General features: G+C 62.2%; 18 protein-coding genes. 14 read left to right on the forward strand and 4 right to left on the reverse strand.

The window, feature by feature from the left end:
• Nucleotide 1: 1 nt before the first annotated feature.
• From V6X73_RS05110 to V6X73_RS05125, 4 genes are read left to right on the forward strand one after another with little or no spacing between them, the layout of a single operon-like run.
• Entirely contained in the window at nucleotides 2-1,309 is a 1,308-nt protein-coding gene (locus V6X73_RS05110) for a TRAP transporter large permease (protein WP_367958670.1), read from the forward strand.
• A 37-nt stretch (nucleotides 1,310-1,346) separates the two neighbouring features.
• A complete protein-coding gene (gene hisD, locus V6X73_RS05115; RefSeq protein WP_367958668.1) occupies nucleotides 1,347-2,645 on the forward strand; it encodes a histidinol dehydrogenase in 1,299 nt (432 codons plus the stop codon).
• 5 nt (nucleotides 2,646-2,650) lie between these two features.
• Nucleotides 2,651-3,418 (forward strand): SDR family NAD(P)-dependent oxidoreductase, encoded by a 768-nt coding sequence (locus V6X73_RS05120; RefSeq protein WP_367958667.1) that lies wholly within the window; start codon nucleotides 2,651-2,653, stop codon nucleotides 3,416-3,418.
• A gap of 8 nt (nucleotides 3,419-3,426) precedes the next feature.
• Nucleotides 3,427-4,440: a zinc-dependent alcohol dehydrogenase gene (locus V6X73_RS05125; RefSeq protein WP_367958665.1), complete on the forward strand. Its 1,014-nt coding sequence runs from the start codon at nucleotides 3,427-3,429 to the stop codon at nucleotides 4,438-4,440.
• Between the two features lie 21 nt (nucleotides 4,441-4,461).
• Here V6X73_RS05125 and V6X73_RS05130 read toward each other — a convergent pair whose 3' ends face one another.
• From V6X73_RS05130 to V6X73_RS05140, 3 genes are all read right to left on the reverse strand, one after another.
• Entirely contained in the window at nucleotides 4,462-5,457 is a 996-nt protein-coding gene (locus V6X73_RS05130) for a helix-turn-helix transcriptional regulator (RefSeq protein WP_367958664.1), read from the reverse strand.
• A gap of 70 nt (nucleotides 5,458-5,527) precedes the next feature.
• Nucleotides 5,528-6,904 (reverse strand): FAD-dependent oxidoreductase, encoded by a 1,377-nt coding sequence (locus tag V6X73_RS05135; protein WP_367958663.1) that lies wholly within the window; start codon nucleotides 6,902-6,904, stop codon nucleotides 5,528-5,530.
• A gap of 3 nt (nucleotides 6,905-6,907) precedes the next feature.
• Complete coding sequence (locus tag V6X73_RS05140; protein ID WP_367958662.1) at nucleotides 6,908-8,005, reverse strand: acyl-CoA dehydrogenase family protein; 1,098 nt, start codon at nucleotides 8,003-8,005, stop codon at nucleotides 6,908-6,910.
• A 199-nt stretch (nucleotides 8,006-8,204) separates the two neighbouring features.
• On the opposite strand from V6X73_RS05140, the gene V6X73_RS05145 reads away from it, so the two are divergent.
• The 4 genes from V6X73_RS05145 to V6X73_RS05160 are packed head-to-tail and all read left to right on the forward strand — an operon-like array spanning nucleotide 8,205 to nucleotide 11,683.
• A complete protein-coding gene (locus V6X73_RS05145) occupies nucleotides 8,205-9,005 on the forward strand; it encodes an ABC transporter ATP-binding protein (protein ID WP_367958661.1) in 801 nt (266 codons plus the stop codon).
• 27 nt (nucleotides 9,006-9,032) lie between these two features.
• Nucleotides 9,033-10,295, forward strand: coding sequence for an ABC transporter substrate-binding protein (locus V6X73_RS05150; RefSeq protein ID WP_367958660.1), 1,263 nt, complete (start codon nucleotides 9,033-9,035; stop codon nucleotides 10,293-10,295).
• Complete coding sequence (locus V6X73_RS05155; protein WP_367958659.1) at nucleotides 10,292-11,104, forward strand: ABC transporter permease; 813 nt, start codon at nucleotides 10,292-10,294, stop codon at nucleotides 11,102-11,104. The genes V6X73_RS05150 and V6X73_RS05155 overlap by 4 nt, the downstream gene beginning before the upstream one ends.
• A 30-nt stretch (nucleotides 11,105-11,134) precedes the next feature.
• Entirely contained in the window at nucleotides 11,135-11,683 is a 549-nt protein-coding gene (locus V6X73_RS05160; protein WP_367958658.1) for an OsmC family protein, read from the forward strand.
• A gap of 76 nt (nucleotides 11,684-11,759) precedes the next feature.
• On the opposite strand, the gene V6X73_RS05165 is transcribed toward V6X73_RS05160, so the two are convergent.
• Nucleotides 11,760-12,299, reverse strand: a complete 540-nt coding sequence (locus V6X73_RS05165; RefSeq protein WP_367958657.1) for a porin family protein — start codon at nucleotides 12,297-12,299, stop codon at nucleotides 11,760-11,762.
• Nucleotides 12,300-12,621: 322 nt separating this feature from the next.
• On the opposite strand from V6X73_RS05165, the gene V6X73_RS05170 reads away from it, so the two are divergent.
• The 6 genes from V6X73_RS05170 to V6X73_RS05195 all read left to right on the forward strand — a co-directional run bounded on the left by V6X73_RS05170 (nucleotide 12,622) and on the right by V6X73_RS05195 (nucleotide 16,378).
• Complete coding sequence (locus V6X73_RS05170; RefSeq protein ID WP_367958656.1) at nucleotides 12,622-13,497, forward strand: MBL fold metallo-hydrolase; 876 nt, start codon at nucleotides 12,622-12,624, stop codon at nucleotides 13,495-13,497.
• On the forward strand, nucleotides 13,494-13,724 hold the full coding sequence (locus V6X73_RS05175) for a hypothetical protein (RefSeq protein ID WP_367958654.1): 231 nt from the start codon (nucleotides 13,494-13,496) through the stop codon (nucleotides 13,722-13,724). The genes V6X73_RS05170 and V6X73_RS05175 overlap by 4 nt, the downstream gene beginning before the upstream one ends.
• Nucleotides 13,725-14,270: 546 nt before the next feature.
• A complete protein-coding gene (locus V6X73_RS05180) occupies nucleotides 14,271-14,519 on the forward strand; it encodes a hypothetical protein (protein WP_367958653.1) in 249 nt (82 codons plus the stop codon).
• A gap of 278 nt (nucleotides 14,520-14,797) precedes the next feature.
• Nucleotides 14,798-15,076 carry a type II toxin-antitoxin system RelE/ParE family toxin gene (locus V6X73_RS05185; protein WP_367958652.1) on the forward strand — a complete coding sequence of 93 codons (279 nt, stop codon included), beginning with the start codon at nucleotides 14,798-14,800 and terminating at the stop codon, nucleotides 15,074-15,076.
• Entirely contained in the window at nucleotides 15,076-15,369 is a 294-nt protein-coding gene (locus V6X73_RS05190) for a HigA family addiction module antitoxin (RefSeq protein WP_367958651.1), read from the forward strand. Before V6X73_RS05185 ends, V6X73_RS05190 begins: the two co-directional genes overlap by 1 nt.
• A gap of 40 nt (nucleotides 15,370-15,409) precedes the next feature.
• Nucleotides 15,410-16,378, forward strand: a complete 969-nt coding sequence (locus tag V6X73_RS05195; RefSeq protein ID WP_367958650.1) for a ring-cleaving dioxygenase — start codon at nucleotides 15,410-15,412, stop codon at nucleotides 16,376-16,378.
• The last annotated feature ends 53 nt before the right edge of the window (nucleotides 16,379-16,431 follow it).

Below are 16,431 nucleotides of genomic sequence, written 5' to 3' on the forward strand. Positions count from 1 at the left end.
CATGTTCTACGACCTTCCGGAGTACGCCACCAACCTGGGTTGGGAATTCTACGGACCATTGATTTTCATCGCGGTGCTGGTTGTCCTGGCGGTGCCCATCTGGGTATCCATCGGTCTGGGCACCGTGGTCATGCTGATCTGGAGCGGGGCCCTGCCGCTTTCTCTGCTGGGCGACTCGCTGTTTGAGGGGATCGATGCGTTTGCACTGATTGCGGTGCCATTGTTCATCCTCACCGGAGACGTGCTCGTCCGCACCGGTCTATCGGCAAGACTGCTGGATATCGCCGACGCCATTACCGGCGGCGTGCGCTCCGGATTTGGCAGCGCCACCGTCCTGGGGTGTGGCTTTTTCTCGTGCATATCCGGGTCGGATGCCGCCGGTGCGGCCGCGGTGGGCCGGATGACCATCGGTCGGTTGATCGACGAGGGCTACCCGCCGGCCCGCGCCTGTGCGCTGGTCGCCTCTGGCGCCTGTACGGGGATTCTCATCCCGCCGTCCATTGCCTACATCATCATCGGGCTCGTGCTCGGGGTCTCGGCGTCGACGTTGTTCGTCGCAGCGGTCGTGCCCGGGGTGCTGGTGCTGGTCTCGATCATGCTCACCAACGCCATTCTCAACCGCATCCACGGTTATGAATCGTCGGATCGGCGCTTCGACTGGCGAAAACTCGGCCGGGCGCTTGTCGATGGTCGTTATGCGTTGATGGTGCCGGTGATCATTCTGGGTGGCATTTACACCGGCATTTTCACGCCCACCGAGGCGGCGGCGGTGGCGGTCATATCCAGCCTGATCATCGGGTTGACGCAGGGGACGCTCGATATTTCGGATCTGCCGGACATTCTTCAGAGTTCGGCCAAAGTCAACGGCATTATCGTGCCGATCATCGCGGTTTCTCTGCCGTTCGCTCAGACCCTCGGAGCACTGGATGTGGCCGAGGGGTTCGTTGGCGTCATCAACGGCATTACCGATGAGCCATGGCTGATCATTCTGATGATGATCGGCATGCTCATTGTGGCGGGGTGCATCATGGAGGCGACGCCCAATATCGTTATCCTCAGCCCGCTTTTGTTCCCGCTTGCCCAGTCCATCGGCATGCACGAAGTGCACTTCTGCATCATGATGGTCACCGCCCTTGGTGTTGGATTCATTACACCGCCACTCGGGCTGAATCTGTTTGTTGTATCCGGACTAACGGGTACATCCGTTCTCTCTATCGCCAGTCGGGCCCTGCCCTACGTCTTCGCCATGCTGACGGTGGTCCTGTTGCTGGCATTCGTCCCACAGCTCTCGCTCTGGGCGGTTCAGTAATTTGTCCGTTATCACGATACAAAGGAGTTCGAGATAGATGATTTATCTCAAAAAAGCAAAAAAGACCGCGGCAAGCGACCATAGCGATGTCCAGTCGATTGTCCTGCGTATGCTCGATGAGATCCGGGACGGTGGCGAAGCGCGGGCACTTGCCTATGCCCGGGAGCTGGATGGCTGGGATGGGGACGTGGTGGTCTCGCAGGCGCAGATCGATGCGGCGGCGGATCAGGTTCCGGAATCGCTGAAGGCGGATATCCACCGCAGTTATGAGCGTGTGCGGCGCTTTGCCGAGGCGCAGCGCGACAGCCACAAGGAGTTCGAAACCGAAGTCTCGCCAGGGGTTTTTGCCGGCCAGCGGCTCATCCCGGTGGAGTCGGTTGGCTGTTACGTCCCGGGTGGCCGCTACTGCCATGTTGCCTCGGCGATCATGAGCGTCACCACGGCGCGCGCGGCGGGTGTCGAGCACGTCGCAGCCTGCTCGCCACCGCGGGGTGAGGGCGGCATCCACCCGGCGGTGCTCTATGCCCTTAAACTCTGCGGCGCTGACGTGGTGCTGACCATGGGCGGGGTGCAGGGCATCGCGGCCATGGCGTATGGACACTTCGGCACCCGCGCGGCGGATATCCTCGTCGGGCCGGGTAATCAGTTCGTGGCCGAGGCCAAGCGTCTGCTGTTCGGTCAGGTCGGCATCGATATGTTTGCCGGTCCGTCGGAAATCCTCGTGATTGCCGACGACAGCGCCGATCCGGAAATCGTCGCTCAAGACTTAGTGGGCCAGGCCGAACACGGCCCCAACAGCCCCGCATGGCTGGTCTGTACCTCGAAAAAGCTCGCTGAGCAGGTCATCCAGCGCGTCCCCGAGGTCATTGATGCGCTGCCCCAGCCCAATCGCGATCATGCCGAGCAGAGCTGGCGGGAGTACGGCGAGGTCATTCTGGCGGGCACCCGCGAGGAGGCCGCGACGGTGAGTGATCAGTACGCCCCCGAGCATCTGGAGGTGCAGGCCGAGGATCTGCAATGGTGGCTGGATCGGCTGCGCAACTACGGCAGTCTGTTTCTTGGCGAGGAAACCACCGTGGCCTATGGTGACAAGACCTCCGGCACCAACCATATCCTGCCAACCAAGGGGGCACCCCGATATACCGGCGGTTTGAGCGTGGCCAAGTTCGTCAAACCGGTGACTTACCAGCGCATGACCCGCGAAGCCACCCGTGATGTGGCGAGCGTGACGGCAAGGATGTCACGCAGTGAAGGGATGGAAGGTCACGCACGCACCGCGGATGTCCGGTTAGCGAAATACTTTCCGGAAGAAACGTTCGACCTTCAAAAAGCCTAAGCGCCATGGGGATTGTCGAGCGTTTCGGTATTGTTGACCGGGTGGCCGTGGTCACCGGGGCGAGCAGCGGGATCGGTCAGAGCCTGGCCGTTGCCCTTGCTAGCGCCGGCGCGGATGTGGTTTGCGTTGCCCGAAGAGAAGCCGGTCTGGCCGAGACATGCAAGCAGATCGAGGCACGCGGGCGGCGTGCCGCGGCCTGTCCATTCGACCTCGGCGATATGGATGCCGTTGCCGATGGGGCCGACCGGCTCGGCAAGCCGTTTGGGGCGCCGCATATCCTTGTCAATGCAGCGGGGATTAACGACCGGCAAAGTGCCGAGGCCGTCAGTCCCGCCAGCTGGCGTCGATCCATCGAGCTCAACCTGGGTGTGCCCTTTTTTCTGGCCCAGGCTCTGGTCCCCGGCATGATGGCGCATGGTTGGGGGCGGGTGCTGAACATCGGCTCGCTCCAGTCCGTGAGGGCCTTCCCGGACAGCGTGCCTTACGGCTCGGCCAAGGGCGGTGTCGTCCAGCTGACACGGGCCATGGCCGAGGCCTGGTCGAGCCAGGGGGTCAACTGCAATGCGATCGCGCCCGGGTTCTTTCGCACACCCCTGACCGAGGCGGTTTTTGACGACCCGGCCCGGACCGAGCGCAACGCCGCCCAGACGGCCATTGGCCGTAATGGTGAGCTCGAAGACCTGCACGGTGCCGCGGTGTTTTTGACATCACCGGCTTCCGATTACATCACCGGGCAGACATTGTTCGTCGACGGTGGATTCACGGCCAAGTAGGGATGCCCATGCAAGCGCTTGTCTATGAGGGACCGCAGCAGCTGAGACTTCGTGATCTCGAAAATCCCCGGCCGGAGGCGGGCGAAGCGCTTGTCCGGGTCGAGCGGGTCGGGATATGCGGTTCGGATCTGCATGCGTATCACGGCCACGACGATCGGCGTCCGGCGCCACTCATCCTTGGCCATGAACCAGCGGGTACCGTGGTCAGCGGCCCGGACGCCGGCCGGCGCGTTGCGGTTAATCCGCTGGTGACCTGCGGGCGCTGTCGATCGTGCCTGTCGGGGCGGCAGAACCTCTGCCCCGATCGCGAGATTCTCTCCATGCCCCCGCGTGAGGGCGCATTCGCCGAATATATCGCTGTGCCGTACACCAATCTGTTCACCGTCCCGGACGCGCTTGGCATCGCCCAGGCGGCGCTGGCCGAGCCGATGGCGGTGGCCTATCACGCCGTCCGGCTTGCGCTGGCGCAGATCGATTCCAACCTCTCCACCGGAACGGCGTTTGTCATTGGTGGCGGGGCGATCGGCCTGGGCGCGGCACTCGTGCTTCGCGCCCGGGGCCTGGGGCGGGTTGTTGTACTCGAGGCTAATCCGCTGCGACGCGAGGTGCTCAGCGCAGAACCGGGCCTGGAGGTCCGATCAGCGGATGATGCAGCCCTCTCGGGGGCCGGCGGATGCGATCTGGTGGTCGACGCCGTGGGCGGTGAAGCCACGCGAAGGATTGCCTCTGACAAAGCCCGGGCCGGCGGGGTGATCATCCATCCGGGGCTGCAGGGCGGTCTCGAAGGGCTCGACATCCGGCGGATGACGCTGCAAGAGATCACCTTCATCGGTTGTTACACCTACACGATGGTGGACTTTGCCGAGACCGTCGAGTGGCTGGCTGGGGGGCGATTTGGTGCGCTTGCCTGGATCGAGGAACGTCCGCTGGCCGAGGGGGCGACGGCGTTTGCAGAGATCGTCGATGGTCGGTGCGCCGCCCCCAAAGTGATCCTCGACCCGACCGGATCCTCGACCCGGTAGCGGCCGCCGCCGACGGGGTGGTCATTGATAGGCGTCGAGCGCGGCACTCAGCCGGTCGCGGATTGCCTCGCGCAGTGAAGCAGGGGCGATGACTTCGACATTGTCGCCCAGACCCAGCAGCCACCAGCGGATCTGGGCGGTGTCCGGCACCGTTGCCCGCAGCCGCTGGTGGCCGTTGTCGAGCGGATCCATTGTTTGATCCTGGCTCAGCGGGGTTTCCTGCAGATGGACGGCCGTCTCGGCGGCCACCCGCAGCTCCAGTTCAATCACCCCGTCACTTAAACGGAAATCCAGTCCGCCGGTTCGCACATAGGCGTCCAGATCAAAATCGGTCGGCCGGTGGACGGGGGTCTCGGTGACCCGGGCGTTCAGGAAGCGGTGCATGGCAAGGTGGACGATGCCCTCGCGGCCGTTGCGCTGACAGACCAGGTAAACCACCCCGTCACGAAAGACCACCCCCAGCGGGCTGATGACATAGTCCCGGGTCTGTCCGTCGTAGCGGCGCTGATACCGGGCCTCGACCTGACGGTCGTTGAATAGCCCTTCATAGAGCGTGTGCAGGATCTCGCGGTCAATCGCCGGCGGGATCAGGCTCTGGCCGCGGGTGATGGTGCGGATTTTCTCCGGCCAGGTCCGCACCGGGCTGGGGGTGTCGGCGAGGACCTGCTCGGCCTGGGCAAAATAGGGCGCCAGGGCATTGAGTGTGGATGGCGCCATGAGCTGGCCGGTGAAATGCTCTGCAAGCTTGAACGCCAGGGCCGTCTGCGGCTCCATCGCCGGGATGTCGATCTGCGCCGCGTCCCGATCCCAGCACCAGCCATGGGGCCGGGAGCGATCATCCAGGACCAACCCGAAAAGCCGGCCCGAGAGGGTGAGCAGATCACGCTGGACGGTCCGCTCGGTGACCGGATAGCCCTGATCGGCCAGATGAGCGGTGAGATCCTGTGCGGTGATGCGGCGTGGATGGCGCGGGATCCGGCGCAGCATCATCAATTGGCGCAGCAGTGTGTCGGACATCGGCGGCCCCTCCGTGGACAGCCTCGCACGCTATCCGACCGAGGTCCCGGTGACAACACAGGCTAAGAGCTTACGCCGGCTCACCGATCCAGCGTTCGGCGCGTTTGCTCTCGGCGACGGCGCCACCGCCCAGCGCAAAGCCGGTGCAGCGCCCGTCGCTGCGGTGGATCCACTGGTGGGTGTCGATGGGTTGCCACTCGCCGGCATGAGGCGGTGTGCGAACAGCGATTGGGTAGAGCGTTGTTTTGATATTCACCGTATCCGGCGAGCCAGTGTAGGTGTCGATGCTGGGATCGCTGCTCAGGGCCGCGGCGATGACCTCGGCCTGGCGCCGCAGGGCACGGACGTAGGGCCGCAAGATGCCCTCGAATTCCGCGCAATCGCCGAGGGCATGGATATCGGCGTCACTGGTGCGAAGCCGTTCGTCGACGGTGATTCCGCGGCCTGTGGCCAGTCCGGCATCGGCGGCCAGCCCGCGATTGGGGATCAGGCCGAGGGCGCTGACCACCATGTCACCCTGCCAGGTGCTGTGGTTGTCGAATCGCGCCAGAAAACCGGTTTCGCGCGTGCCTTTCAGCGTCACCAGGCTGCAGCCGGTCTGAATGGTGGCACCCGATGCCTCGAGTCGAGCGCGCAGCGTCTGGGCTAACTCTGCGGGAATCAGGCCGGGTAAGAGATAGTCTGCACGTTCCAGCATCGTCACGTGGTGCCCGGCCACTGTCAGGTCGTTGGCGAATTCACACCCGATGAGTCCGCCGCCGATGATAAGGACTCTAGCGGTCTTGCCGTCGATGCCAGATCGCAGTTTTCGATAGTCCGCCAGATGATTGACCGTGAGCGGCTGGCTGTCGGCCTCGCCGGTATCAGGCAGGGTTCTCTGACGCGCGCCACAGGCTAGGATAAGTTTTGCATAGGGCACGCCACCGCGGGGTGTGATGACCCGCCTTCGTTTACGGTCGATGCGCAGCACCCGTGTCTGGCTCAAGAGCGAGACCCCGAGCTGGGCGGCTTGCTCAATGCCCTTTTTGAGGATGAGGGCGTCCGGTTCTAGCGCTTCGCCTGCCGCCGTGGAAAGCCGCGGCTTGGGGTAATAATCGCCGCTATCGGCAGTGATTAACACAATCGAGCGGGCGGGATCGGCTTGGCGTAGCGACTCCGCGGCAGCCCATCCCGCCATACCGGCGCCAACGATCACGGTCTGGTTGGCGTCCGATACGACGGCGGTTTGCTCGGGAGTCGTTGCCGGCCGGTCGGCGGCCGCTGCTTCCAGGGGTACAAAATCGGCTTTGCTTACGCCGCAGTCGGGGCAGACCCAGTCATCGGGAATGTCTTCGAAGCGCGTGCCAGGTGGCAAACCACCCTCCGGGTCGCCCTCGCGCTCATCGTAAATGTAGCCGCAGACCACGCAGATGTACTGACGTGGTCCGTGCTCGTTGGGTGACGGCATGATCTAGGCGGCCTCCAGACGGGCCAACTCCTTACGGATATGCTTGATCGCTGGCGTCACGATCGCGACGAAATAGGATTCACGTAGCTTTCGCTGCACCGGTGAGTCGGCGAGATACCCTCGTGCACCGGCATGCAGCATCGCCGCCTGCGAGGCCCGTAAGCTCAACGTCGAGGCTCGCTCACGGACCTGGAGCACATCCCTGAAGAGGGCGTCACCCGAGCTTCCGGCGACCTCCTCGGCCAGGGTGTTCACCGCCATGCGTAAATCCTCGAGTTCATCTCGCAACGTCTCAGGCGGGTCATCCAGATACGCGTTGACATGCGCATGGGTCCGGTTCATGGCTTCCATGATCTCAATGCAACTCTCGATGACTCCCAGCGGCATGCCCATCTGAAGCAGCACGAAGCCTGCCCGTATGCGTGGCAGAAACGTCGCGGCATCATGGCTGATGACCTGGTCATCCGGAATGAAGACTTTATTGAAGTGACAGGCATAAGTGCCACTGCCTTCAAGGGCGATGAATTCGGCACACTGTTTCAGCTCAAAGCCAGCCTGCGAGCAGTCGACAAGGGCCATCACTTTGCGACCCGTTGCGGGTTCGAGAAAAACGGCCGCGAAGACGTGTCCCTCCGCAAGGTTCGACACCCATGGCAACGTGCCACTGGCCGTATACCCGCCGCTCACCCGCTCGACATGGATCTTGAGCTCCTCGATAGCCGCCACGTTTTTCATGCCGTTGGACAGGCCGGTGCCGCCCAGAAGTTGTCCGCTCGCCACCGGGCCAAGCCATTTCGCGCGGGTAGCGGGCTCTTCGGCGTTGTCCAGATACCAGGCCAGCGCGCTGTGGCACCAGTGGCAGAACCCGGTCGACATGCACGCCCTGGATACCTGCGCAATTGAATCAACCGCCGCCCCGAAGTCGTATCCGTTGTTCCGGATATGTCGGCTGTATGACCCATAGGCGCCGAGGCTGTGCATGAAGTCGGCCGGATATAGCCCATCCCGATCAATGCACCCGGCAAGCGGAGCCAGAGTCTGTTCGACCAGGCTTCGAACATCCTCTGGCGTGGTTGTAACTGCCTCGCTGACTGACGCCATGTTTATCACCCTCGGTTTTTGGAACAGCGCAGAGGCTATCGGTGGGGGGTTGAAGGACGGAAATATTGAATTGCGCTAATGATATTCAGAAAAAAGCTAACCCGAGAATTTTTATAACCATATGCCAAAATAATCGTTTTCATCGGGCAGAGTAGCCCTTAGCGTGGCGCAGCATTCAATCGCCATCGAGAGTCGACCTGTGTCCACGTCTGTGCATGTTGCCGAACTCACGCATCGCTTCAATAAACAAGCTGAACCCGTGCTCTCGGATGTCAATCTTCGGGTTGACGCGGGCGAAACGCTGGCCATCGTCGGTGAAAGCGGCTGTGGCAAATCGACGCTGCTCCACATGATCGCCGGTATGGTGATGCCCTCCACCGGGACGGTTTCAATCGGCAACGAGCCGGTCCGGGCACCCAATCCGCGCTGGAATATTATGTTCCAGCGCGCCGCGCTCTATCCCTGGTTGTCCATCGTCGACAATGTGGCCCTCGGGCTGGAGTTCGCGGGAGCCGGTCGGGAGCGACGCCACCGCGCGGCGGCCATGCTCGAGCGCGTCGGCTTAGGGGATCGGGTCGATGCGCGCCCGCAGGATCTCTCCGGCGGGCAGCAGCAGCGGGTCGCCCTGGCGCGATCGCTGGTTGTGTCGCCGTCGGTGATCCTGCTCGACGAGCCTTTTTCGGCCCTCGATACCTTCACGCGCAGCGACCTTCAGGCGGAGGTCCTCTCGATCGTCGCCGAACAGGGCATCACCCTCATTCAGGTAACCCACGATCTCGACGAGGCCGTGATCATGGGCGATCGCATCGCTGTGATGGAGCGAGCGCCCGGTCGTATACATAGTTTGATCGATAACCGTATGCCCCCACCGAGGCAACCGGGCCGTCCAGGCTTTGCCGGCATGCGGGATGAGCTGCTGGCAGCCTTCGGACGTGCTCGACGCAACCTATCAGGTGCCGACCCGTCGCCCGTCGCGGCGTCGGTGGCGGTCAATGCCTGACTCAACACAGCCAAAGGACCCTTCGCCATGAACGATGAAAAGAACCATCGACACACACCGGCCGACCATCGCAACGGTTGTGGCTGCAGCGATGTCGTTGGCCGCGATTACGAGATCCACGCGGACCGCCGACGATTTGTCCTCGACGGATTGGCAGCGGCCGGTGGTCTGGCGGCGGGTCTGGCCCTGCCGAGTGGTTTCGCTCGGGCGCAATCCGGGCGCGATCCCGTGTTGCGTATCGGCTATCTGCCAATCACCGATGCCACCTCGCTTCTGACCGCTCATGCCATGGGATTTTACGAAGATGAGGGGGTTGAGGTTGAAGCGCCCGAACTTATCCGCAGCTGGTCAGCCCTGGTCGAAGGTTTTGCGCGGGATCGCTTCAACCTTGTGCATCTGCTCAAGCCCATTCCGGTGTGGATGCGCTACAACAACGACTTCCCGGTAAAAATTATGGCCTGGGCGCATGTCAACGGTTCAGGGCTGGTGGTCGGCGGCCGGTCAGACATTCAGTCCTTTGCCGATCTGGGTGGCACGCAGATCGCCGTACCCTACTGGTATTCGGTTCACAATACGCTGCTGCAAATGGCGCTGCGTCAGGCCGGCCTGGAACCGGTCATTCAGGCTCAGGACGCGCCGCTCGGGCCACGGCAGGTCAACCTGCTCATCCTGCCGCCGCCGGAGATGCCCGCTAGTCTCGGTGCCGGACAGATCGATGGCTATATCGTCGCCGAGCCGTTCAATGCAGCGGGCGAGCTGCTCGCCGGCGGGCGGTTGATGCGCTTTACCGGCGATATGTGGGAAAACCACCCCTGCTGCGTGGTCTGCATGAATGAAAACCGGGTCGCCGATAATCCGCAGTGGACGCAGCGGGTCATTAACGCGGTCGTGCGTGGGGCGCATTATGCGCAGACTCACAAGGCGGAGGTGGCCGGGATGCTGTCCCGTGATGGCGATGGCTATCTGCCGATGCCCGCCGAGGTGGTACGACGCGCCATGACCCATTACGACACGCCAGCGTACCGTGACCGGGGCGCCGTGCAGCATCCGGACTGGTCGACCGGTCGCATCGACTTTTCACCCTATCCGTATCCGTCGGCCACCAAGCGGCTTGTCCGTGAGATGAACAGCACGCTGGTGGAGGGCGACCGCACCTTTTTGAACGGACTGGATCCGGATTTTGTTGCAAGTGATCTCGTCGATTACCGGTTTATCGACAAAGCCCTCAATCAGTATCCGCAGGCCAATTATCTGGGCACCCGTACCCGAGAGGAGCGGTTGTCACTGTGAGCCGACTCGCCGCAATCGACGTACTCGGTGGCAGCCGTCTGGGGCGCTTGCTCCAGCGCATCGGCTATCCGATCGCCGGTGTGGCCGCGCTGCTCGCGCTGTGGTGGCTGGGCGGCGTCTACATCGCCGCGCAGCCGGATCTGTTCGCGTTTACCCGGTTCGCGCCATCGGCGGCGTTGCCGGCGGCGTGGGGCCTCTTGGTCAGTGGAGATCTGCTCAACGCCGCGACCGCGAGCCTCCAGCGCATTGGCTGGGGTATGTTGATCGCATTGGTCATTGCAGTGCCCGCCGGCGTCGTGGTCGGGCTGTCGGAGATGTTGCAGCGAGCGACGGCCTTTCCATTCCAGCTTTTGCGGATGGTAAGTCCGCTCGCCTGGATGCCCATCGCCGTGATGGTGTTTGCTACCTGGGATGGCGCGATCATTTTTCTCATCACCATGGCGGCGGTTTGGCCGATTCTGTTTTCGACCACGTTTGCCGTCCAACGCATCGATCCGTTGCATGCCCAGGTGGCGCACAACCTGGGGGCGCCGTTCCTGGGGCGGCTGAGGCGTTTAATCTTGCCAGCCATCGCACCGGATGTCCTGGCCGGGACACGGCTCGCCCTAGGTGTTGCATGGGTCGTGCTCGTGCCCGCCGAGTATCTCGGTGTCACCAGCGGCCTCGGGTACGCGATTAACGACGCCCGTGACATCCTTGCCTACGACCGGTTGGCGGCGCTGGTGCTGTGGATCGGCGTTATCGGCTATCTGCTCGATAGCATCGTTGTCTTTTTCATGCGCCAGGTCAGCTGGCAACCCGGTAATTGATATCCCATAACACCGCGAGGAGTTCTCACCATGAGTAACGTTTCAACACAATCCACTGCTACCGCGCATCTTCGGCCCATCGACCGAGAGGGTCTGCTCGGCTTCGCCGAGAAGTGCCGCAACAACCCGAACGCGCGCGGTACCAATACGGTTCACACCGTCGTGGAAGGTCAATACCGAACCATCAGTCATGTTCGAGGCCACGAGGTGGTGGTCGACGAGCCTCTGCATTTGTTCGGTGAGGACACGGCACCGGCGCCGGCGGAGGTGGTGCTTTCGGCGCTTGGTGGCTGTCTGGCTGTGGGTATCACAGCAATCGCCACCTGGAAGCAGATACCCCTGAAAAAGCTGGAGCTGCACCTCGAAGGCGATATTGGCAACCCCGCAGCATGGGGCGCCGGTGGTCATGAAGCGGCGCCTGAGGACATGGGTATTCAGGCCGTACGCGTTCGGGTGGATATTGAGGGTGATGCCCCGCGGGAAACGCTCGATGAGATTGTCCAGCGGGCCAATTTCTATTCGCCCATCGGCAACACGGTGCGTAACCCGATCGACTTTGAGATCACGCTAGCCGACTGATGCGCCCCGGCAATAGGCCTAGGCCCGGGCTGTCAGACAGCCGGGCCTAGGCGTTGCCTTTCTCAGGACCTAGCGATCAGAAGTGATAATTCGCGCCGATCGTAAGCGCGCTCGTCTCATAGCTCGACTCGTCGAAATACTGCACCCACTCGGCATACCCCGATACGCTGTCGTTCAGGTCGACCGTGGCGCCCAGGCCGTATGAAAAGTCAGTATCATCCTCGTCGAATGAGAGTCCAAAAGCGTTGGCTGACAACTCCCCGTAGGTCAACCCGGCGAGCCCGTAGACAGAGAATGGGTCAGCCACTGGCAGATAGCCGACGACGTAGGCCCCCGCGACCTGGTCGACCTCGACGTCCACGTCCACACCGCGGATGGTGACCTCGTCGTCGGTCAGGCCAAATCCAAGGCGGCCTTCGATAGCGACATTGTCTGCAACCCCGTAACCGAGCCGGCCAATGAGCGCAGTGGGTTCAGCGTCCGCTACGCCATCCTCTTCGTAGTTGATCATCCCGAGGCCACCACCGACATAGGTCTCACCTTGCTCCACGGCAAAAGCCGGCGTGGTCAGGCCTGCCATGATGAGTGGGAGTGTGAGTGATTTCGCAATTCGCATCGCTGCTTCTCCTTTTGCGAGGGTCTGAAAACGCAAGGTCGAAGGTGAGCCAAAGATCCGACACCTCGGGTCGGACCTTCATTGCGACCATGGAGCCGACCCCTTAGGCTCTGAACCGTTTCAAGGGAATGAGGCGCGTTCATGCCGACGCCGATACTCGCTCACGCCAGTCTTGTCATTGCGGGTTGGGCCGCCGCTGCCACCGGTATGGCGTCGGCCGGCCCCATCGATGAGCGCTTTCGGCCAACAGGGCCGCATGAGGGAGTTTATTGATCGTATTCAGCAGCAGGACTGATCGATCGGGGGTGTGGCGATGACCCCAATGGTACGGTCTGTCTTTCATGCGCCCAGCCACACCTTCTCGTACGTGGTCTGGGACCCGGCGACGCGTCAGGCAGCGATCATTGATCCGGTGCTCGATTACGATCCGGCCGCCGGGCGCACCGACACGGATACGGCTCAGCAGGTCCTCGATATCGTAGAGGCAGAAAGCCTCACCGTTGTCTGGCTACTCGAGACCCACGCCCATGCCGATCACCTCACGGCCGCGGCATGGCTCAAGCCCCATTTCGAGGCGCCCGTTGGCATTGGCGAGCGGATTACCGAGGTGCAGGCGCGGTTCGTTGCGCTTTTCAACCTCAGCGCCGATTTCACCGCGGATGGTCGACAGTTCGATCGGCTTTTCGCCGACGGAGAGACCTTCACCGTGGGCGATCTGCCTGCCGAGGTCATCCACACCCCGGGGCATACCAGCGACCACGTGAGTTATGTCATCGGCGATGCGGTCTTCGTCGGGGACACGCTCTTTCTGCCCGATGCCGGAACCGCTCGCTGCGACTTTCCGGCCGGTTCAGCGGCGGAGTTGTATCATTCCATCCACCGGCTTTTGGATCGCCTGCCGGACCACCAGCGGGTGTTTGTGTTGCACGACTATGGCACCGATTACCGCGCCCCGGCGTCCGAGACCACCATTGGCGACGAGCGCCGGGAGAACATCCACGTGGGCGCCGGCGCCACCGAAACCGAGTTCGTCGCGATGCGCGAGGCTCGCGACCGGACGCTGCCCATGCCCACGCTCATCCTGCCCGCGGTGCAGGTCAACATCCGTGCCGGCGTGCTCCCGCCCGCCGAGGCCAACGGCGTGAGCTATCTCAAGATCCCCATCGATACGTTCGGCCCACATTGGCAGGGCCTGTGAGCGGGCGGTTGACCAGTCAGGCGGCCTGGGTAGTGGCACTGGGCGCCCTCGGTGCCGTTCGCGTCTGGGCAATGGTGATTAGCGGCGACGCGCAGTTACCGCACCTGGTCGCGGCGCTGACCCTGCTCGTCCCTTTGGTGCTGGCGGGGCTGTTTTTCCGCCGTGTCTGGCCGGCGGCGGTTGGATTGGCTGTTGTCGTGGTGATTGAGCTCTCGCTAAGTGGCTAGCCGTGCAGCCCTATACCTTGCTGGCGCGTATTCAGGTCGTGTCAATCGGCCATGTCCGGAGCAAGTTATCCCTGGGCGGCGAGGCGAGCTGACTGAGATGTGGTCAGGCTTGAGCGCTGATGGCGCCATTTCCCGGCCGTCATGGGCGTGAATGCCGCCCTTTCACCCAAACGCATGACGGATACCCGAAACGTTACGTTTTAAGATCGCGATCTAATTCTAAGCTGCAAGCACCAAGGCGTGGGTGCATTTTTGAGTTCCGGCAGCGCCTTCCCTCCGACACCATCTGACGGTCTTTACCGATAGGGTACGGTCTGTATGGGATGCGCCGGTGCCAGATACCGGATCCGGCCAGGGAAGGCCGCAATATAGCATCCAATCTCCAGGGCAACTGCAAGGGAGGTCAATGACTATCCGCCCGAGACCTGGTTCGAGGGGCTGATTTAGGCGAATTCAGAGGCAATGGAAGAAGAGATCGGGGATCTGCGAGCATTGGCGGAGTACGTGGCAACACTCGGTTAAACGTTCAAGGAAACCCGGAGCCCCATGAACCTGCGCCAGAAATCCCGCGCGACCTCCGCGATCCTAACGTTCCTTTTCGGTCCGCTTGGGGTGTTCTACTCGAGTGCGGCAGGGGGCATCGTGTTGATCCTGATCGCGATTGCGAGCGCAGGGACGGTTATTGGCCCGATCCTTTGCTGGATTGCGGCGATCATCTGGGGCGACCACACCGTCCGGCGCCATAACGAGTCCCTGGACCGCTTGCTGAATCGCCCCTCAGATGGTGATACTTAGTCGAGCGCCTCAAAGCGCTGATGGCACATCCGCCTTGGGAAAATCATCGCCAGTGTAGAGCAGCGGCAGGTTGTTGGCCTTGGCTCAGACGTAGGCAAAGCAGTCACCAAAGTTAAGTCCTGCCGGATGGGCCCCTTTTCCCCATTTTGCGCACGCACCAGCGCTGGCGACGGCTTTAGCTGCATCCAATACGTCAACATCTGCGTCGATGGCAAGGCCTAGCAGGATGGGGAATCTTACGTCTTGACGCGGTTGCGCAACGCGCTACACTAATGCCAATGATCATGTCTTTCAAGCACAAGGGATTGCGCCGTTACTACGAGACAGGGAGCACCCGCGGTATCCAGACAGACCATGCCAAACGGCTGAGAATGCAGCTGGCAGCCTTGGATACCGCAGTTGAGATTGCTGATCTGGATATTCCTGGATACGGGTTGCACCCCCTAAAAGGGAATCGAAAGGGTATATGGGCCATTACCGTAAGCGGTAACTGGCGCTTGACCTTCGAGTTTTCAGACGGCAATGCGTACCTGCTTGATTATGAGGATTACCACTAATGTCTATGTACAACCCTCCACATCCTGGTGAGTTCATTCTGGCGACGTACATGGAGCCCCACGGACTGAGCTGCCGTTATCTGGCCGAGCGGTTGGATGTATCCCCATCCACGTTGAATCGGATCCTGAAACAGCAGAGCGGGGTCAGCCCGGAGATGGCGTTAAGACTTGCCAAGGCACTAGGCCGTACACCGCAGAGTTGGCTGGCCATGCAGGACGCTTACGACCTCTGGCATGCGGGTCAGACCATAGCACTGGATAAGGTCCACAAGGTGGAACTCACTGCGGCGTAGCATCTGCCGACTTAAACGCTCAGCTTGCTACCCTTTCTGAATGAGTTTGATTAAAGGCCTCCACCATATAACCGCCGTGGCCGCCGACCCGCAGTGCAATCTCGATTTCTACGCCGGCGTCCTCGGCCTGCGGCTGGTGAAAAAGACCGTCAACCAGGACGATCCGTTTACCTATCACCTCTACTACGGCGATGCCCTGGGCCGACCCGGAACGGCGATGACGTTTTTCCCGTTTCCGGGTGTGCCGGCGGGGCAACCCGGGCGGGGACAGCCGCTGGAGACGCGGTTTGCGGTGCCAGCGGAATCCTTGCCTGAATGGCGGGCGCGCCTGACACAGGCCGGGGTTCAGGTGCGGAGTGGTTCAATAAAAGAGGGAACACCTTCTCTGCATTTCACCGACCCCGACGGCCTCCCGCTGGCGCTGGTGGGACAGGGCACGACGGAAGGCGTTCCCGCCGATGCAGACGCAGACATCTGGCAGGCGCCGGGTCTGCCCGCCGGCATGGCCATTCAGCGGTTTGCCGGGATGACGCTCTCCAGCTACCGGCCGGACGCTACCGCGCAGGTGCTGACTGAATTACTAAGCTATGCCGAGGGCGCCGCGGATACCGATGGCCGCTGGTTTCGCGCTCCGGGGGAGGGCACTGGGGATCAGCTGTATTTATTCAATGAGGCCGCCCCCGGCCAGCCAGGCTATGGCACGGTGCATCACATTGCGTTCCGTGTCGCGGACCGCTCGGCACTGCTCGAGATGCTCGAGCGCGTACAGGCCATACGCCTGCCGTCGTCCGGGGAGGTGGACCGGTTTTATTTCAAGTCCGTCTATTTCCGCGAGCCCGGCGGTATGCTCTTTGAGATCGCCACCGATGACCCGGGCTTTGCGGTGGATGAGCCGGCCGAGTCCCTTGGCGAGGCGCTTAAGCTCACCGACGCGCATGAACCGATGCGCGCGGCTATCGAGGCCCGGCTACCGGTGCTGCAGATGTTTGCCCGGCCGGCCAATCTTTGACCTTGCCTGAGTAAGGATTGAGCAAGGGGGTTTCCCTTGATAATCCGCATGCC

Source organism: Spiribacter pallidus (assembly GCF_040838495.1).
GTDB classification, from domain to species: Bacteria; Pseudomonadota; Gammaproteobacteria; order Nitrococcales; family Nitrococcaceae; genus Spiribacter; species Spiribacter pallidus.